An 18,081-nucleotide genomic window follows, 5' to 3' on the forward strand; every position below is an offset into this window, starting at 1 on the left:
ACGGTGATCCAGACGGCACACTAAGAGGTGCCGCTTCCGCCATCCACGCTGGTCAGCTCCACCAACCGGTCCGCGAATCCGTCCCACTCCCGGGCCAACGAACGAAGCAGTTCGGCCACGACGACGGTGCTGTGCGGCGGAGCGTTCGAGAATGTCTTGGACAGTCCCTCCGTCCCCGCGACCAATGTGGAGAGTAACTTCAGGATTGTCCGGCCCGATTCGGAGAATCGGAGCGAAGGGTCCTGCCGGAGGTGGCCCATGAGCTTCGTCGGCGGTCTCGGAGAACGAGACCTCGTCCCGGTAGAACGCCGCAGCGGGCTTCTCGGAGGTAGCTCGGTGCCGGGTTGAACCTCGCGTTGTCCCGCCGGGACCGGATCCTGGCCACAAGCAAGTCTGCGACGAACATCCTGCACGGTCGCCAGCGAGATACCCGCCGCCCTCGCCACCTCCCGCAGCGACGCCTCAGGTTGCTCGCGGATCAGCCCGGCTGCCTGCCTGCGTCCCTCAGCGGTGCTGAGGGGACGTAATCGGCCATCCCGGCCGAGCCGTGCGTTCGACTGTCCCATTGGGACAGTCATACGCCTGCGGATCCGTCCGACCGTACCGGCCGCCAGTCCTGCCAGGCGCCCTATAGCCCGATCCGACCAGTGGGGATAGAACTCGAGGATCCGGACCGCCGCCGCGCTGCGGTCCGCCGCGGTCAGCGGTAGGCCATGTTCGATGTTCGATCGAACCGCGAGAACAAACGCGGCCGCTTCGTCCCCGTCGAACAGGCGCGCCGCTATCTCGTCATCACCTCGGAGCTTCGCAGCTTCGAGCCGGTGCACCCCGTCGATGACCCGCATCGTCGGACAGTGCACCACGATCGGGGGCAGTTCATGTCTGACCTCAGCGAGGCTTTTGACATATTCAACGTCCTGGCCGGCAACACGCGGACTGTCTGAACAGATCAGCACTCCGAGCGGCAAACTCTGTACGGGAAGCTCTTCGTTGTGGTCAGGTGGCTGCCCACCTTCCGCCCGAGGGGGGCGCGCGCTGGTGACGCTGTTCAGTGTTCGGGAGTGGCCGTCCAAAATCCGTTCTCGCAAAACACCCTTGACCGGCTCGAACGTCTCTCGCGGTAACGCCATCGACGAATTTCCTCCCCCGGAGAAGCAAACGTGATCTTGTGGGATCCAACGAACGGCCTACCCAGTATGCCTAGCTACTGAACATCGTCAACGAGATTTCCGTCCCCTCCGCCACTACGGTGTCCGAAACCATTCGCGCCCCAACCGGCCCGTGCGAGTGTTGTATCTGATGCCCGCCTGTTGGTACCGTGCGCCCGGGCTGTGACTGGCGTGTAGAGATGGACGAAACCATCGGGGAGCAGCCCCGTCGTAAAGACGTAGCGTCGTGCGCCTGGGCTTGTGGAATCGACCTGGGAGACACGACTGTGTTGCAGCACCCCGCTTCCTTGCTTGTGGCCCCAAACCGTCCGCTACTGGTCGGGATTGTAAATATCACTGCGGACTCGTTTTCGGACGGCGGCCGGTTCCTGGCCGCCGAGGACGCGGTCAGGTATGCCCGACGGCTAAGCGCAGAGGGTGCCGACATCATCGAACTCGGGCCCGCGGCCAGCCACCCCGGAGCCGAGAAGGTGACCGCCAGTGAGGAGACGAGGCGGCTGGCCGATGTCATCGATCCCTTGGTTGCGGCCGGCATCCCGGTGTCGGTGGACTCGTTCCTGCCGGAGACTCAGCGATTCGCCATCGCTCACGGGGCCTCGTATTTGAACGACATCCAGGGATTCCCCGACCCCGGCTTGTACGAGGAACTGGCCGCCAACCGTTGCCGGCTCATCGTCATGCACTCCGTGCAGCGCACCGGGCCCGCCACCAAGGTGCTCACCGACCCCTCGGCGGTACAGGGAGGTATCGAACGGTTCTTCGGTGAGCGCCTGTCCGCGCTCCAAGCAGCGGGAATCAGCAGGGAACGGCTGATCATCGACCCGGGCCTCGGGTATTTCCTGGGCAGTACCCCGGAGCCGTCGGTGATGGCCCTGGCCAGGCTTCGGCGAACGAAGGCCCAGTTCGATCTACCGGTCCTGGTCTCGCCCTCCCGGAAGTCGTTTCTCCGTACGCTGACCGGGCGCGAGCTCGAGCACATCGGCCCGGCCAGCCTGGCCGCTGAACTGTACGCCGCCTGCCAGGGCGTGGACTTCATCCGTACCCACAATATCGCCGCCATCCGCGACGCACTCACTGTCTTCAACACCCTGCAGGCCCATAGGGAAGTCCCATCCCGAACAAGTGAGGACCGACCGTCGCAATGGCATCTCAGGGCGGTCGAGTCCTCGTCGTCCAGCGAGGCCCCGTAACTGCTTCCAGCACAGGTCGCCCCGGCGTCATCTGCCGCGACGTTACTTGCCGACGGCGACCGTCTCCGAGGCCACAGCAGTGATCACCTTCAGCCGGGTGCCATGCCCGTCATCCGATCAGCCGTTCGTGACCCCAACGACTGCTACCGGTGAGCTGAGAGGTGTTCCCCGCCAGGAGTTCGGACCACGAACACCAACGAATGGCCCCCCCCAGTCCGCGCTGTTCCACCCCAGAGGCGGGGACGGCGAGCCCGTCTGACCTGAGGGCTCGGAGCCCCATGGTGTTTCTGGCTTCACCGACCCCGTGACTCACCATCAGGTGGTGCTTGCTGCCCGACTTCCGCCGGTCGACCGGCGACGGCCCGGTGTCGGCGCCCTCTTTTTTTCGCGCGGACGTGAGACCCATCCACACACGCCCGGGACCAGTCGAGCGGCCGGCCGCATTCAGGTCCGCGGGCAGTACCCGGTGCAACTGATCGAAGACTCCGGCTCGTTGCCACCGGTCCCGTCGTCGCCGGTAGATCTGACCGAACCCCAACCCCAGCTCCAGCCGCGGGAGTTGCCAGACGATGCCGCTGCAGAAGGCACTGTCAGGATGCTCTGCTCACTGCGTACGTCCGACGGACTCGAACTCGTGCGGAGTGCGGCCGAGCGGCTGCTGCCGGAACTGCTCGAGGCCGAAGCCACCTCGCTCGGTCATCATGGAGGCGTACGCGCTGGGGGTGTCCACCTGCTCGGTCGACGACCTGGTCAAGGCACCCCGGGTCGGACACCGGGATCTCCAGGAGCGAGATTTCCCGCATCTGTGCCGACCTCAACGCGGAGGTCTTCCGCAACCGTCCCCCGGACCACACCCGCTTTCCCTGCAGCTACCTCGACGCCACCTACATCAAGGCCCGCGGTCAACCTTCAGATCGCCTCCCAGACCGTCGCCATCGCCATCGCCGCAGAAGACGGCGGCCGTGAAGTCCTGGGCGTGATGGTCGGCGGCAGCGAGACCGAGGCCTTCTGGAGCCACTTCCTGCGCTCCCTGCGTGAACACGGCCTGCCCGGACTGCGCCTGGTGATCTCCGACCACCAAAGCGGCCTGGTCAAGGCGATCCGCAAGGTCATGATCGGCGCGTTCTACCAGCGCTGCCGGTTCCACTTCGTCCGCAACGTCTTCGGCGTGATCCGCAAGGGGAGCCGGGATGGTGAAGTTCCCCGCACGGCCGACAGAGGCGAATTGACTTCACGCTCATTCTGCCCGCCACACGGAAGGCCTGTTTGGCCTAATTTTCTGTCAGGATGAAGGGAAATGTCAGGCGGATGCCCGGCGCGGTTGCCGCAGAGTCGCCGTCGCCCGCCGCGACGGAATATGAGATTCCTGTGATTTCGTTGCAGTGACCCGACCACCCGGAGTCGGTGGCGGCCGTGACGAGGAATCCAATATTCCGGACGCGGTGATATGAGGAAAGCAAATCGATCATGGCTCGAAATGATTGTCCGGCGTCTCGGATCGTGCGGTCCGGCGGGCAGCGCCCTCGTATTCCCTGGTCAGCCCAACCTTCCTGACATCGCGGCGCCTTGCTGTAACTTGACGTGCATCATGCATTACGGGATTGGGGGGTTGCCTGTGATGCGAGTATCACGAGAGGATGAATTCCCGCCGGGTCTCATGTTTTGGGATGCGTGAGTCGTCCCTGATGGCCTGGTGCATCCATTGGGAAAAGCTATCGATCATTGGAACGTGACCGCTCGTGCGCCGTTCCACGTGCTGAGTGCTGCCGAATCGACCAGGATGGATGGAAGATACATGGAGTTAGGGGAGCGCACGCTTGTCGCGTTGTTCAAAAGTGCGGCCGCACGGTTCTCGAACAGGGTGGCGGTGACGGCAGACGACGACGAACTCACCTATCACGAACTGAACCGGCGATCCGATCTGCTCGCCGGCAGACTGCGGGCCGCGGGCGCGGGACCCGGAACTCTGGTGGCCCTGCTGGCCCCGCGCAGTGCCCGGCTGCTGATCGGCGTGCTGGGAATCCTGAAGGCGGGTGCCGCCTATGTCCCCGTCGACCCCAGCTATCCGCAGGAGCGGATTGCCTGGACGGTCAAGGACAGCGGGGCCTCCGTGATCGTGTCGACGTCGGAGCTGGCTGAGGCGGTCTCAGGCCAAGGGACCGACGTTGTGCTGCTGGACCATCCGGCAGCGGAATCCGCGGACGGGACAAAGCCCTCGGTGGAGGGCACGACGACCGCTGACAGTCTGGCGTACGTCATCTACACCTCCGGTTCCACGGGCGTCCCCAAAGGCGTGCAAGTGGAGCACCGCAATGTTGTCCGCCTCTTTGACGTCACCCGGGAGCAGTTCAGCTTCGACGAGCACGACGTCTGGACGCTGTTCCACTCGGCGGCCTTCGACTTCTCCGTCTGGGAGATCTGGGGTGCTCTGCTGTTCGGCGGGCGGCTCGTAGTCGTTCCGCTGGAGACCGCGCGCTCACCCGAGGCATTGCATGAACTCCTGCGCAGCGAGCGGGTGACTGTCCTCAACCAGACGCCGTCCGCCTTCGGCCGGCTTGCGGCGGCCGACGCACGGTCCGCCGAGTGCCTGTCCAGCCTGAGGATCGTCGTGTTCGGCGGTGAGCGTCTCGAGCCGACGGCGCTGCGCGATTGGATCGAACGCCACGGCGACGAACACCCCCGCCTGGTCAACATGTACGGCATCACGGAGGCCACCGTCCACGCCTCCTACCGGCCGCTCACCGCAAGCGACTTGGACACGCACGGGGTGAGCCCCATTGGTGATCCGCTGCCCGACCTGATCTTCCACGTGCTCGGCGACGACACGCAGCCCATGGCGGAGGGCGTCCCCGGCGAGCTGTACCTCGAAGGGGCCGGCCTCGCGCGTGGCTATCTCGGACGACCGGACCTCAACAAAGAGCGCTTCGTCGACCACATCGCTTCCGACGGCACAGTGCGTCGCTGCTACCGCACCGGGGACCGAGTTGTCGCGCTGTCCCAGGGCGGATATGGCTATGTCGGCCGCACGGACGACCAGATGAAGATCCGGGGTTACCGAGTGGAGCCCGGCGAGATCGAGGCGGTTCTCGTCCGTCACGCGGACGTGTCGACGGCCGTCGTACTCCCCCACGACTACGGCGGGGGAGACGTGCGCGTCGTGGCCTACGTCGGATCCGGGGCGCAGGCGGAAACACTCGCTCCCGAACTGGGTGCGGCGGCTGCCGCCACCCTGCCGTCCCACATGCGTCCGTCCGCGTACATGGTTCTGCCGCAACTGCCGCTGACCCTCAACGGCAAGGTGGACAAGGAGAGGCTGCCGGCACCGGTGGCCGCGACCACGCCTGTCCACGTCGTTGCCGTCGACGGCCCGGAACTAACCGGTACGGAGCGGCGCATCGCCGGGATCTGGCAGTCCGTCCTGGACGTTCCCGCGGTAGGCAGCGACACAGACTTCTTCGATCTCGGCGGCACATCGCTGTCGTTGCTGCGCATGTTCGGCCAGGTCAACGAGGCCTTCCGCACCGAACTCGAGATCACCGTACTGATCGATGGCGCAACAGTAGGGTCGCTTGCCCGCCACGTCGACAGCGCCCTGTCAACGTCGACGCCCACCGTCTGAACACATCCGGCCGAATCGGCCGTGCATCCACCTCGGAGAGACACGTGACCACCGCACAGCACTCCAACTTCTCCCTCAGCGACGAGGAACTGGCGGCCTTTCACCGCAACGGCTACGCCGGCCCCTTCACGCTGTACGAACCCGACGAGATCAAGAAGACGTGGGGACGCACCCGCCTGGAATTACTGGACCGCAGTGCCGCCGTCTACCAGGACGAGGCGGCGGTGTCCGGCGCGACGAACATATCCAACTACGACCGCCACCTCGATCACGGTTTCCTGGCGGAGCACATCACCCGACCGGAGATCGTCCACCGGGTCTCCAGCATCCTCGGGCCGGACGCGCTGTGCTGGCGCACCGAGTTCTTCCCGAAGTACGCGGGCGACGAGGGCACCGACTGGCACCAGGCGGACACCTTCGCCAACGCCTCGGGTACCCCGCAGATCCAGTGGCCCGGCGGCTCGGACTTCGGCGGCACCATCACCGTGTGGTGCGCGTTCACCGAGGCCTCCGTCGACATGGGCTGTCTGCAGTTCATTCCCGGCACGCACCGCACCATGTTCTACGACGAGACCAAACGGATGCACTACGACCCGAGTGACAACACCTCCGTCGAGAAGGACGGCGTACGACGGGGATTCTTCGGCTACGACTACCGCGAACTGCAGATCGACCCGGATTGGAAGCCCGACGAGTCGAAAGCCGTGTCCATGGAGATGAGGGCGGGGCAGTTCATCGTGTTCTGGTCCACGCTGATGCACGCCTCGCATCCGCATGAAGGCAGGACCAAGGACATGCGCATGGGCTTCGCGTCCCGTTACGTGCCCACCTCCGTGGAGATCTACCCCGGCACCACGGACATCGAGGAGTACGGCGGTCGGGTCAGCCTCGAACGCTACGGAGCGGTGCTGGTCAGCGGTGCTGACGAGTACGGCCACAACCGGCTCGCCGAATGCACGACCCAAGACCAGCCCTTCCGGCCCGCGTCCAGGGCCGGGGCTTGATGCCGACGAGTACCGCGGTAGGTGCCGTGCCGGACACCGGGTCGCTGAGTGCGCTGGCGCAGGCCCTTCTCGACACGGCATCCCTCACCCGGGTCATGCCGGAGCGGGTGAGAGTCGCCCCTGTCGAACCGTTCCCCGGAGACGGAACGTCGTCCGCTCAGGCCCTCCTCGACCGGCTCACCGGTGCCCTCGGGCTCCCGGAGGTCGAGATGGTTCCGGAGCCCGGACCGCTATCGGCCGCGGAACTTGCCGTCAGCCGACGCTTGGCGTTGCGTCCGCCCGACAGCGCTGAGGACGAGGATCAGCTCGAAGATGTGGCGCGCCAGGTCCTGACGGCCTTCCCCGGCCGGCCCATCGTCGTGCCCGCCTACGACGGCAGCCCGTTGCGCTGCTGGGCGGCCGGGCCCGAGGACGCCCCGGCGGTCGCGGTCGTCAGCGCCTGCGGTATGCCGGTCGGGCTGGCGTCGAACTGGTTGGCGGCGCTGTCCTCCTCATACCGCGTCGTGACCTGGGAGAGCCGCGGGCTGTTCGCGGGGGACGACGGATCCGGGCTCAGCGAGCTGGTGGGCCACAGCCTGGACGTCCAGGGCGACGACCTGCTCGCGGTGCTCGACGGCTTCGGCATTCCCCGGGCACACGCCATGGGGCTGTGCGGAGGTGCGGCGATCGCCCTGGCGGCGACTGCCCGCTCGGACCGCATCACCTCCATGAGTCTCTGGCACGGGGACTACGAACTCGGGGACGAGGCACCCAAGACGGCGCACCAGCGGGACGTCGAGTCGCTGCTGGCCATGGTCGCGCGCGGTCGGCAGCAGGCCGCCGGGATGCACCGGCTGATGAGCCGCCCCGCAACGCTGGAGGCGCTGCGCCAGGACATCGCCCATTACCTGATCCATCCGTACGCGACGTCCGAACTGCTGTACCGCTACGGCCTGCTGAACGGGGCGATCATGTCCACCGACTGTCGACCGCTGCTCACGGCCGGGCAGCCGACCCTTGTGGTCACCAGCGCGAAGGACACCACGGCGCACCCCGCGGGCTCCGAGTTCATCGCGGCGCACCTGCCGCGGGCAGAACTGCGCAGCATGCCGGAAGGCGATCACCTCACGGCCTTCGACGCAGGGAGTGAACTGGTCGACCTGGCCCGCGAGTTCCTGCGTGACGTGACCACCGAGGACCGGAAGGGCACATGAACGACTTCACCGACAGCTCTCGGGAACGAGCACTGGCCGAGGTGCTGCGGACGCACCCCGCCGTGGCCGATGCGGCCGTCATCGAGAGTACGGACGGGCGGAGGCTCTCTGCCCGGATCGTGCCCGACCCGGGTGCGGCGCCGATGCTTCACCGGTCCGCCGCCCTCGAAGCAGCCGGGCGACTCGGTGACCTCAGCTGGCACGAGCCGGCGAGTGGGGTGCGCGTCGCTGGATTCAATCGCAGCGAGACGGACTTCCTCCACCGGGAGATCTTCGCCGAGAACGCCTATTTCAGACACGGCATCACTTTGCCGCCCGGCGCGGTGGTGGTGGACGTCGGAGCGAACATAGGCATGTTCACGCTGTGCGCCGCGCTGCACAGTCCCGGTGCCCGGGTCATCGCCGTGGAACCGGTCGCGGAACTGGCAGAGGCGGTCGCGCTGAACGCCGAACTCCATGGGGTGGACGCCACCTTGCTGTGCGGTGCGCTGGGCCGTGCCGAAGGCGAGACCGAGTTCACCTTCTATCCCAACAACAGCGTGATGTCGGGCCGGTTCGCCGACGCCTCCGAGGATCTCGCCGTGCTGAAGGGCTACCTGCTCACTGGGCAGAACGCCGAGAAGGGAGCGCAGCTGGACCGGCTCGTCGCGGACCGGATGCGCGCCGAGCACAGGCGCGTGCGGGTCACCACGCTCGCGTGTCTGGCGGACGAACTCGGGCTTCGGCACATCGATCTGCTGAAGATCGATGTGGAGAAGGCGGAGGCCGAGGTCCTCGAGGGGGTCGGGGAGGCACTGTGGCCCCGGATCGAGCAGATCGTCATGGAGGTCCACGACACCGACGGTCGGCTGGATACCGTCCTCAAGGAGCTCCGCTCCCGGGGATTCGAGGTCGCGCACGAACAGGATCCGCGACTGCTCCTGACGCCTTGTCACAACGTGTACGCGCGACGGCCCGAGGCAGCGGCCGGGAGGGCGCTGGAGGCAGCATCGGCGTCCCCGTTCGACGGCGGCCCGACGCAGCGCGAGCTCGAACAGGAGCTGCGCGAACTCATCGCCCGGAGCCTGCCCTCGGCGGTGCCGCCGGATCGGTTCGCCGTGGTCGCGGATCTCGCCGTGGTGGACGGACAGCCTGCCGCACCGGGAGCGGTGCCGGACCTCGCCGATGGATCGCGTACCGCCATACTCGCCCGGATATGGGCGGGTCTGTTCGGCGCGGAGGCAGTGCAACCAGACGCCGACTTCTTCGATCTGGGCGGGGACTCCCTCACCGCTGTGCGGCTACTGGCCGAGATCGAGGCGGAACTCGGTGAAGGAGCGCTGGCCCCGGACCTGATCTTCACCGACAGCACGTTCGGGGCTCTGGCAGCCGCGATGGAGACCGACCCGCTTCCGGGGAGGGCAGTCAGCTGAAGCAGTCCCTTGCCTGGCAGCTGCAGCGGGCGGCGCCGGCCTCGGCGGTAGTCGCCGGTCTGATCGCGGTGCTGATAGGCATCACCAGCTCAGCGGCGATCGTCTTCACAGCGGCCAAGGCCGCGGGCGCCACATCCGATGAACTCGCCTCATGGATGCTGGTCCTGGGCATCGGCATGGGAGTCACCTGCATCGGGCTGTCCCTTCGCTACCGCACCCCCGTGGTCACGGCATGGTCCACACCCGGTGCCGCCCTGATGGCCAGTGGCCTCAAGGGAGTGACCATGGCGCAGGCTGTCGGTGCCTTCGTGGTCTCGGCGGCCTTCATCACACTCAGCGGAGCGACAGGCCGGTTCGAGCGGATCATGGACCGGATCCCGGTGCCCCTGACCGCGGGACTCCTCGCCGGGGTGCTCGTTCAGTTCGGCACCCAGCTGTTCAGCACCATGCACGGCGGCTTCGCCGTGGTGTTTCCCATGTTCGCGACGTACCTGCTGTGCCGACGCTGGCTACCCCGGTACGCCGTCCTCGCAGCTCTGGCCGTGGGCGCCACGGCCGCCGCCACGGAAGGCTCGCTGCAACTGGGCAAGGTGGAACTCGCCGTTGCCGCACCGATCTTCACGGCTCCCGAATTCTCCTGGCAGGTGATCGTCAGTGTGGGGCTGCCGCTCTTCATCGTGACCATGGCCTCGCAGAACCTGCCAGGGGTAGCAGTACTGCGCAACGAGGGATACGGCGTCCCCATCTCACCACTGATCGGCTGGACCGGCGGAGTGAATCTGCTGCTGGCTCCGTTCGGCTGCTTCGGGCTCAACCTCGCCGCCATCACCGCCGCCATCTGTACCGGCCGAGAGGCCCACGAGGACCGGGACAGACGCTATCTGGCGGCCGTCTGGGCCGGCGTGTTCTACCTCTGCGTCGGCATCTTCGGCGGTGCCGTGGGCTCCCTGCTCACCGCGCTGCCCGCCGCCCTCGTGCTGGGGATCGCCGGACTGGGTCTGCTCGGGACCATCGCGGGCTCCCTCTCTTCGGCGCTCTCGGACGAGAAGTGGCGGGAGTCCGCGGTGGTCACGTTCCTGGCCACCGCCTCCGGCATGACACTGCTGGGAATCGGCTCCGCCTTTTGGGGTCTGCTCGCCGGTCTGCTCACCGCCCTGGTCACACGCGGCGGTCGCCGTGTCCTGGACAGCACGCCGCAGCGGCCCACGGTGCGGGCCGAATCGCCGAAAGTGCCAGAGAAAACCTTGCCCGGAGAGCCAATATGAGCATCGCGACGAGTACGCGGAGCAAAGAGTCAGGGCGGTGGTTCCACCGTCCTGCCACACGGCCGACGGCCAGGCTCCGGCTGGTCTGTGTGCCGTACGCCGGAGCAGGGGCCGCGGCGTTCGGTACGTGGAGTGACCGGCTTCCCGCGGACGTCGAATTCGTCGGGGTACGGCTGCCCGGTCGGGAGAGCCGGCTGCGTGAACCCCCGTTCCGTGACTGGCGGGCACTGGCCGAGGCCTTCGGCGACGCATTGGACGAGCAGGTACGGTCTCCGTACGTGCTCTTCGGCCACAGCATGGGCGCCATGCTGACGTACGAGACGGTGGTACGCGGCAAGAGTCGTCGGCCCGAACACGTCATCCTCTCCGGCTGCAGGGCACCCGGTGTACAGCGTGCCCTCCCCGCGATCCATGACCTGCCGGACGAGCAGTTCAGAGGCGAACTCGGCCGGCTGGCCGGAACGCCCCGGGAGGTACTGGCCAATCCGCACCTCATGGCCGTACTCGAACCCATGCTCCGTGCGGACATCCAGCTTGCCGAGACCTGGTCGCACCGGACACCGCCGCCTGTTCCCGTGCCCGTCACGACCTTCTGGGGGACGGATGACGAGGTGGCACCGCCAGAGGCCGTGGCGGCCTGGCGGACGCTGGCACCCCATGGGATCAGGAGCCACGGCGTGCCCGGCGGTCATTTCTACCTCCAGGACCGTGCCTCGGAGTTCTTCCGCTTGCTGAACCGTGAACTCTCGCTTTGCTGACACAACGGAGGAGGAGCGGATCGTGAGATCCCCCTATTTCACCGCGGATCACGAGGTGTTCCGGGCCAAGGTCCGTACTTTCCTGGCCGCCGAGGTGCTGCCCGACGCCGCGCGCTGGGAGCAGGAGGACGGACTCCCCCGTGAGCTGTGGAAGCTGTTCGGGGAGCAGGGCTACCTCGGGCTGCTCCACGCGAGCAGCGTGGGCGGCGGCCGGGACATGTTCACTTCGGTCGTCTTCCTGGAGGAGCTCGGACGCACGGGATTCGGAGGTCTGCGGGCCGCCGTCTCCGTCCATGCGTACATGGCCACCCACTACCTCGCCTGGGTCGGCAGTCGTGAGCTGCGCCGCACGTATCTGGAGCCGGCGGTGCGGGGCGACTCCGTGGCGGCCCTGGCGATCACCGAGCCGGCAGCCGGGTCCGATCTCGCGGGGCTGACCACCACGGCAACTCCGGACGGCGATCACTATGTGGTCAACGGCACCAAGACGATGGTCAGCAACGGCATGGTGGCGGACTTCGCCGTCGTCGCCGTCCGCACCGGCGCGTCCGCCGACTCCGACAAGTCGGGTATGACGGGGCTGTCTCTACTGGTGGTCGACTCCGACCTTCCCGGTATCAGCCGTGCGCCCGTGCGGACACTCGGCTGGCGTTCGGCCGGGACGGCCACCGTCGTCTACGACGACGTGCGTGTTCCGGCGGACCGTCTGATCGGACGGCTCAACAGCGGCTTCTACTACCTCGTGCGAGGACTGCAGCTGGAGCGGTTGGTGGCGGCCACGCTGGCACTGGGTGGCATCGAGCAGAGCCTCGACGACCTGCGCGGTTTCCTCCGGGGACGTCGAGTTGCGGGCAGTGTTCTCGCGGAGAAGCAGGCGCCCGTGCACCGCGTCGCGGATCTCGTCACCGAGCTGGCGGCTGCCCGGCAGCTTGTTCACCACACCGCCTGGCTCTACGACCAGGGAGAGCTGCCCACCGAGGAGTGCTCGATGGCCAAGCTCTACACCACCGAGCTGGCGTGCCGGCTGGCCGACACCAGTCTGCAACTGCAAGGGGCGCACGGCTACCTTGAGCAGTCCGACGCGGCCCGGGCATACCGCGACGCCCGAGCGGCCACGATTGCCGCCGGGCCCAGTGAGGTGATGCGGGATCTCATCGGACGGGCCGCGATGAGAGGGCCGGCCGGCAGGGGCGCAGGCGCACAGCGATGAACGATCAGACCGCGGTGTTCTTCCTCTCCCTCGCCGTGGTCATCGGAATGGCCCGGTTCTGCGCGGTCGGGGCACGCAGACTGGGCCAGCCGGCTGTCGTCGGCGAGATCGTCGCGGGTATCGCGTTGGGCTCCACGCTGCTGTCTGATTCGTGGGGACCCTGGCGGGAGACCATCCCGTACGACGAAGTGCGGCCCCTTCTCGGGGCGTTGGCCAATGTCGGCCTTGCCCTGTTCATGTTCGTCATCGGCTACGAGATGGACCGTACCTTTCTGCGAAGCAACGGCCGGCGGGCGCTCGGCGTCGCCGTCGGCTCGGTACTGCTGCCCTTGGTCGGCGGCTGCCTGGCGGCGATGCTCTATGCCCAGGAGCACGGTCCGTCGGGCGGTACGGGCTTCGTCCTGTTCATCGGGGTGGCTATGTCCGTGACCGCGTTTCCCGTGCTGGCGCGTATCCTCGCCGATCAGGGGTTGAACCGTTCGTACATCGGCCGCATCGCGATGGGGGCGGCAGCCATGAACGACCTGATCGCGTGGGCCTGCCTCGCCGTGGTCGCCGCGTTCTACAGTTCGGCTCAGTCGTGGCGCATGACTCTCGTGCCCGTATATCTGGCCGCCGTCGTCCTGGTTGTGCGCCCGCTGGTGGCCAGGCTGCTGCGCGGTCGCAAGGACGGTGTGAAGGACTCGGCAGGCACCATGCTCGTGTTGGTCACTGGTCTGATGGGCACATGCGCGGCCGCGGAGTGGCTGGGCATCCACTTCATCTTCGGCGCGTTCATCTTCGGTGCGATCACGCCCAGGGAGAGCGACGAGAACAGGCTGCGCGTCGCGGTCATGGACGGATTGGAGAAGTCGGCTATGCAGATCCTGCTGCCGATCTACTTCGTCGTGGCTGGTACACGGGTCGATCTCGCCGCGTTTCGCGCCTCGCACATCGGTAGCCTGCTGGTGATGCTGTTCGTGGCGGTCGCGACGAAGATGCTCGGAGCCTATCTGGGCGCCTGGCTGTCGGGCATGCCGCGCAGCGATGCGCTGCCGATCGCCGTGTTGATGAACACCCGGGGTCTGACTGAGGTGGTGATCCTCACCGTAGGACTCCAACTGGGGCTCATCGACTCACAGTTCTACTCGGTGCTTGTCGTGATGGCGGTGCTGACCACGGTCATGACCGGTCCGCTGCTGGGAGTGCTACGCCGGATCGAGCCGATGAACACGCATGCGGGCCCCGCCGGTGAGACTGTCGGGGAGGGAGCTGCCCCTGCCGGAGGCAAGGCCTCCGGCCGACGACTGACGTTCGGTCGACCGCGTCGATAAGGTGCCTTTGTCCGCGGGTTCTGGGCTCTGGGTTCTGGGTTCTGGCACAGATCTTGGGGAGCGGTCGCGGAGGGTTACGAGCGCGGGATCATCCTACGGAGGAGTTCGAGTTCGGCGCGTCCGTAGAGCCGCCCCTTGAATTTTTGACGCGGTTCACGGCACCTTCGGTGCCGCCGGAGCTCCACGGAGCGCCAACGCGAGCCGGCTCGCTCGGCTGCACAGACGCGGAGCACGGCCGCGAGCCGCGCACGCCAGTCGCCGCCCGCCTGTGCCGCACCGAGTTCGGCTTCGCCCACACCATCAGGCGACACCAGAACCACTCATGGACTCACGAACCGCCCACTGAGCATCCAGCAGGATCTCGGACATCGCGCCAGTGTCGGCAAGGGGCAGTTGGAACGCGCGATTGTCGGGTCGACACAACAGCCGTTCCCCTGCGTGCCCCCAGTCGCGCGGCCGGGCAGGAGCCCGTTTGCACGACGGCTGCACGCTTGGCCACCAAATGGCCACCGCGTCATCCCGAACCTACGCATTACGGCGCGTAGACCACGCATGTCCGTTGAGCGCGAATCGCAAGGTCAAGGTCACACGGAAAAGCAAAAGCCCCAGGTCACGGCGAGTGAGTCCTGAGGCTTCGGCAGAGCCGCCTTCGGGATTCGAACCCGAGACCTACGCATTACGAGTGCGTTGCTCTGGCCATCTGAGCTAAGGCGGCGCGCTGTCCACACCATGGTGCGATCAGCAACGTCGGAAAGTCTACACAGTTTCCGGGGGTGCTCCGTACACCCCCCGGAGGCACCCCCGAACACAGCCGCGCCGAGGCTACGAGCAGCGCTTCCCCTCCCCCGGCGCCGTCCCCCGGAGCAGATACCGGTCGATCGCGGAGTCGATGCACGCACTACCTCGCCCGTACGCAGTGTGGCCGTCCCCCACATACGTCAGCAGACGGGCCGAGGAGAGCTGGTGGGCCAGGGACTGGGCCCAGCGGTACGGGGTCGCCGGGTCGCGGGTCGTGCCGACGACCACGATCGGGGCGGCGCCCTTCGCCTCGATGCGGTGGGATTCGCCCGTCGCCTTGACCGGCCAGTACGCGCAGTTCAGGGAGGCCCAGGCGAGGCCCTCGCCGAAGACCGGGGACGCCTTCTCGAAGGCGGGGAGGGCTTTCTCGACCTGGTCGGGGGTCGAGAAAGCGGCTGGCAGATCGAGGCAGTTCACGGCGGCGTTGGCGAACATCAGGTTCGAGTAGCGGCCGTCGGCGTCACGCTCGTAGTAGCTGTCGGAGAGGACGAGCAGGCCCGCGCCGTCCTTCTCCTTCATCGCCGACGTGAGCGCCTCGCGCAACTGCGGCCAGGCCGCCTCGTCGTACATCGCCGCGATCACGCCGGTGGTGGCGAGCGCCTCGCCGAGCTTGCGGCCGTCCGCGTCGCCGGTGGGGATCGGGTGCGCGTCGAGCTTGCGGAAGAAGGCCTTCAGGTTCGTCCCGACCTTCGCGGGCCTCGTGCCCTTGCCGCCGAGCGGGCAGTCGGTCTGCCGCACGCAGTCCTTCGCGAAGGACTGGAACGCCGTCTCGAAGCCCGCCGTCTGGTCGAGGTTCATCCGGCGCGCGGGCAGCGACGGATCCATCGCGCCGTCCAGGACGACACGGCCGACCCGGTCCGGGAACAGTCCCGCGTACGTCGCCCCGAGGAACGTCCCGTACGACGCCCCGACGTACGTCAGCTTCTTGTCCCCCAGCACCGCCCGCAGCATGTCCATGTCCCGCGCCGCCTCGATGGTCGAGACATGGCGCAGGACATCGGGCGAGTGCGCACCGCAGCCCTCCGCGAACTTCTTGTACTCGCCCACGAGTTGAGTGGTCTCGCGCTGGTCGTCGGGGGTCGTGTCGGTCTGCGTGAACGTGTCCATGGCCCGCCCGCCGAGGCACTCGACGGGCTCGCTGCGGGCGACGCCGCGGGGGTCCATCGCGACCATGTCGTAGCGGGCGCGGACCTCCGCCGGGTAGCCGATCCCGGCGTACTGCTGGAGATAGCCGACCGCCGAACCGCCCGGCCCGCCCGGGTTCACCATCAGCGAACCGAGCGGCTTGCCCTTGCCGGTGGCCTTCTTGCGGGCGACCGCGAGCCGGATGTCCCCCGCGGCGGGCTTGGCGTAGTCCAGCGGCGCCTTCATCGTGGCGCACTCGAATCCGGGGACACCGCAGGTGTGCCAACCGAGCTTCTGCCCGTAGTACGACGTCAGGGTGGACGGCGTCGACTGCGGCAGCGGGGCCAGCGCCACGTCGGCGGCCGGACTCGTCGCCGTCGTCGAACTCCCCGAGGAACACGCGGACACGAGCAGCGCGGCTACGGCGAGCAGCGTGCCGCCGGTCCGACGACCGCCTCGGCTCCGGCGACCTCGACTGACCTCGGCCTCACCGACCTCGGCCTCACTGGGCTGACTCGGCTGGCTGCTCCGGCTGGGCCGGCGATGGGGACGCCTGATCTGCATCGAACGAGCGTAACGCTGAGCGATCACTTGAATGCCCTGCGTGCGCGATCCACCCCGGACGAGTTACGCCGTCAATCCCACGCCCGAAAGATCAGCCCCCACTCGGCCCGCGCAGCCGGTTCACCCCGCTCTGAGCGCCAACGTCATCGCCTCCACCGCGAGCAACGGCGCCACATTCCGGTCGAGCGCCACTCTGCACGCGCCGATCGCCTCGATACGGCGCAGCGTGGACTCCGGGGAACCGGCGCGCGCGAGCCGCTCCAGCGCGTCCTCGGCGTCCGCGTTGGCGATCGCCACCCGGGAACCGAACTGGAGGGCGAGGACATCCCGGTAGAACGCGGTGAGGTCGGTCAGCGCGAGGTCGAGGCTGTCGCGCTGCGTACGCGTTCTCCGGCGCTTCTGCTTGTCCTCCAGGTCCTTCATCACTCCGGCCGTGCCCCGCGGCATCCGGCTGCCCTGGCCGCCGCCCATCGCGGCCCTCATCTCCTCGGTCTCCTTGTCGTCCATCTCCTCGGCCAACTGCTTCGCGTCCTCGGAAGCGGCGTCCACCAACTCCTGGGCCGCCTTGAGGCAACCGCCGACGTCCTCGACACGCAACGGCAGCTTCAGTACGGTCGCCCGGCGCTCGCGCGCCGCCGGGTCCGTGGCCAGCCGACGGGCCCGGTCGACATGGCCCTGCGTGGCGCGCGCGGCGGCCGCCGCCACGGCCGGCTCGACGCCCTCCCGCCGTACGAGCAGGTCGGCGATGGCCTCGACCGAGGGCGTGCTCAGGTTCAGGTGCCGGCAGCGGGAGCGGATCGTGGGCAGGACGTCTTCGATCGAGGGGGCGCAGAGGAGCCAGACCGTGCGGGGAGCGGGTTCCTCCACGGCCTTGAGGACGGCGTTGGCCGACTTCTCGTTCAGCCGCTCGGCGTCCTCGACGAGGATGATCTGCCAGCGGCCGGTCGCCGGTGACGTGAACGACTTGCGGACCGTGTCCCGCATGTCGTCGGCGAGGATCTGCGTACCCACCGCGGCGACCGTGGTGACGTCGGCGTGGGTGCCGATCAGCGCCGTATGACAGCCGTCGCAGAAGCCGCAGCCGGGGGTGCCGCCGAGCGCGCGGTCGGGGCTCACGCACTGAAGTGCGGCGGCGAAGGCCCGCGCCGCCTGATTGCGTCCCGCGCCGGGCGGTCCCGTGAACAGCCAGGCGTGCGTCATCTTCGATGCCTCCGGCGGGGCCGTACCGGTGGTCGCCGCGGTGACGAAGGCATCGGCGTCCCGAGCAGCGGCATCGAGCTGCTCGCTCACCTTCTCCTGGCCCACCAGGTCATCCCACACGGTCATGGGTCACCGGCCCTTTCGTCACGTTTCGAGTTACGCGATCCATTGTGCGGGCCACCACTGACAACGGGGGCCGGGAGCGGCTTCAGTGCACTGCATCAGGGGTGCGGAACGCGGGTCCGGGGGGGGCGGAGCATG

The 18,081-nt window shown here is 67.6% G+C and carries 13 protein-coding genes, 1 tRNA gene, 1 pseudogene and 1 riboswitch; of the genes and pseudogenes, 11 read left to right on the forward strand and 4 right to left on the reverse strand.

Annotated features, from left to right (window positions below; translation table 11 throughout):
* Positions 1-20 precede the first annotated feature (20 nt).
* The gene (locus SPR02S_RS66570) at positions 21-578 is read right to left on the reverse strand and encodes a hypothetical protein (protein WP_506410166.1); all 558 of its coding nucleotides are present in this window, start codon (positions 576-578) and stop codon (positions 21-23) included.
* A gap of 135 nt (positions 579-713) precedes the next feature.
* Between SPR02S_RS66570 and SPR02S_RS66505 the strand changes: the two genes are divergently transcribed.
* From SPR02S_RS66505 to SPR02S_RS46375, 11 genes and pseudogenes are all read left to right on the forward strand, one after another.
* Positions 714-944, forward strand: coding sequence for a hypothetical protein (locus tag SPR02S_RS66505; RefSeq protein ID WP_019063875.1), 231 nt, complete (start codon positions 714-716; stop codon positions 942-944).
* Positions 945-1,321: 377 nt separating this feature from the next.
* Positions 1,322-1,414: riboswitch (ZMP/ZTP riboswitch) on the forward strand.
* Between the two features lie 48 nt (positions 1,415-1,462).
* Positions 1,463-2,359 (forward strand): dihydropteroate synthase, encoded by an 897-nt coding sequence (gene folP, locus SPR02S_RS46320; protein WP_218006606.1) that lies wholly within the window; start codon positions 1,463-1,465, stop codon positions 2,357-2,359.
* 595 nt (positions 2,360-2,954) lie between these two features.
* A pseudogene (locus SPR02S_RS61205) lies at positions 2,955-3,545 on the forward strand (transposase); the annotation flags it as partial.
* A gap of 609 nt (positions 3,546-4,154) precedes the next feature.
* A complete protein-coding gene (locus tag SPR02S_RS57940; protein WP_052347166.1) occupies positions 4,155-5,978 on the forward strand; it encodes an amino acid adenylation domain-containing protein in 1,824 nt (607 codons plus the stop codon).
* Between the two features lie 44 nt (positions 5,979-6,022).
* The gene (locus tag SPR02S_RS46345; protein ID WP_019063881.1) at positions 6,023-6,982 is read left to right on the forward strand and encodes a chlorinating enzyme; all 960 of its coding nucleotides are present in this window, start codon (positions 6,023-6,025) and stop codon (positions 6,980-6,982) included.
* Positions 6,982-8,175 carry an alpha/beta fold hydrolase gene (locus SPR02S_RS46350; protein WP_106437156.1) on the forward strand — a complete coding sequence of 398 codons (1,194 nt, stop codon included), beginning with the start codon at positions 6,982-6,984 and terminating at the stop codon, positions 8,173-8,175. Before SPR02S_RS46345 ends, SPR02S_RS46350 begins: the two co-directional genes overlap by 1 nt.
* The gene (locus SPR02S_RS46355; RefSeq protein ID WP_019063883.1) at positions 8,172-9,587 is read left to right on the forward strand and encodes an FkbM family methyltransferase; all 1,416 of its coding nucleotides are present in this window, start codon (positions 8,172-8,174) and stop codon (positions 9,585-9,587) included. The genes SPR02S_RS46350 and SPR02S_RS46355 overlap by 4 nt, the downstream gene beginning before the upstream one ends.
* Positions 9,588-9,607: 20 nt before the next feature.
* Positions 9,608-10,852: a benzoate/H(+) symporter BenE family transporter gene (locus SPR02S_RS46360; RefSeq protein WP_026151498.1), complete on the forward strand. Its 1,245-nt coding sequence runs from the start codon at positions 9,608-9,610 to the stop codon at positions 10,850-10,852.
* Positions 10,849-11,610: a thioesterase II family protein gene (locus tag SPR02S_RS57945; RefSeq protein ID WP_019063885.1), complete on the forward strand. Its 762-nt coding sequence runs from the start codon at positions 10,849-10,851 to the stop codon at positions 11,608-11,610. The genes SPR02S_RS46360 and SPR02S_RS57945 overlap by 4 nt, the downstream gene beginning before the upstream one ends.
* A gap of 22 nt (positions 11,611-11,632) precedes the next feature.
* The gene (locus SPR02S_RS57950; protein WP_019063886.1) at positions 11,633-12,820 is read left to right on the forward strand and encodes an acyl-CoA dehydrogenase family protein; all 1,188 of its coding nucleotides are present in this window, start codon (positions 11,633-11,635) and stop codon (positions 12,818-12,820) included.
* A gap of 14 nt (positions 12,821-12,834) precedes the next feature.
* On the forward strand, positions 12,835-14,133 hold the full coding sequence (locus tag SPR02S_RS46375; protein ID WP_245607746.1) for a cation:proton antiporter: 1,299 nt from the start codon (positions 12,835-12,837) through the stop codon (positions 14,131-14,133).
* Positions 14,134-14,774: 641 nt separating this feature from the next.
* Here the strand turns inward: SPR02S_RS46375 and SPR02S_RS46380 are convergent.
* From SPR02S_RS46380 to SPR02S_RS46390, 3 genes are all read right to left on the reverse strand, one after another.
* Positions 14,775-14,848, reverse strand: a tRNA-Thr gene (locus tag SPR02S_RS46380).
* Between the two features lie 107 nt (positions 14,849-14,955).
* Entirely contained in the window at positions 14,956-16,620 is a 1,665-nt protein-coding gene (locus SPR02S_RS46385; protein WP_245607747.1) for an alpha/beta hydrolase, read from the reverse strand.
* A 120-nt stretch (positions 16,621-16,740) separates the two neighbouring features.
* The gene (locus SPR02S_RS46390; protein ID WP_019063889.1) at positions 16,741-17,946 is read right to left on the reverse strand and encodes a DNA polymerase III subunit delta'; all 1,206 of its coding nucleotides are present in this window, start codon (positions 17,944-17,946) and stop codon (positions 16,741-16,743) included.
* Positions 17,947-18,081: the final 135 nt, after the last annotated feature.

This window comes from Streptomyces prunicolor NBRC 13075 (assembly GCF_000367365.1).
GTDB classification, from domain to species: domain Bacteria; phylum Actinomycetota; class Actinomycetes; order Streptomycetales; family Streptomycetaceae; genus Streptomyces; species Streptomyces prunicolor.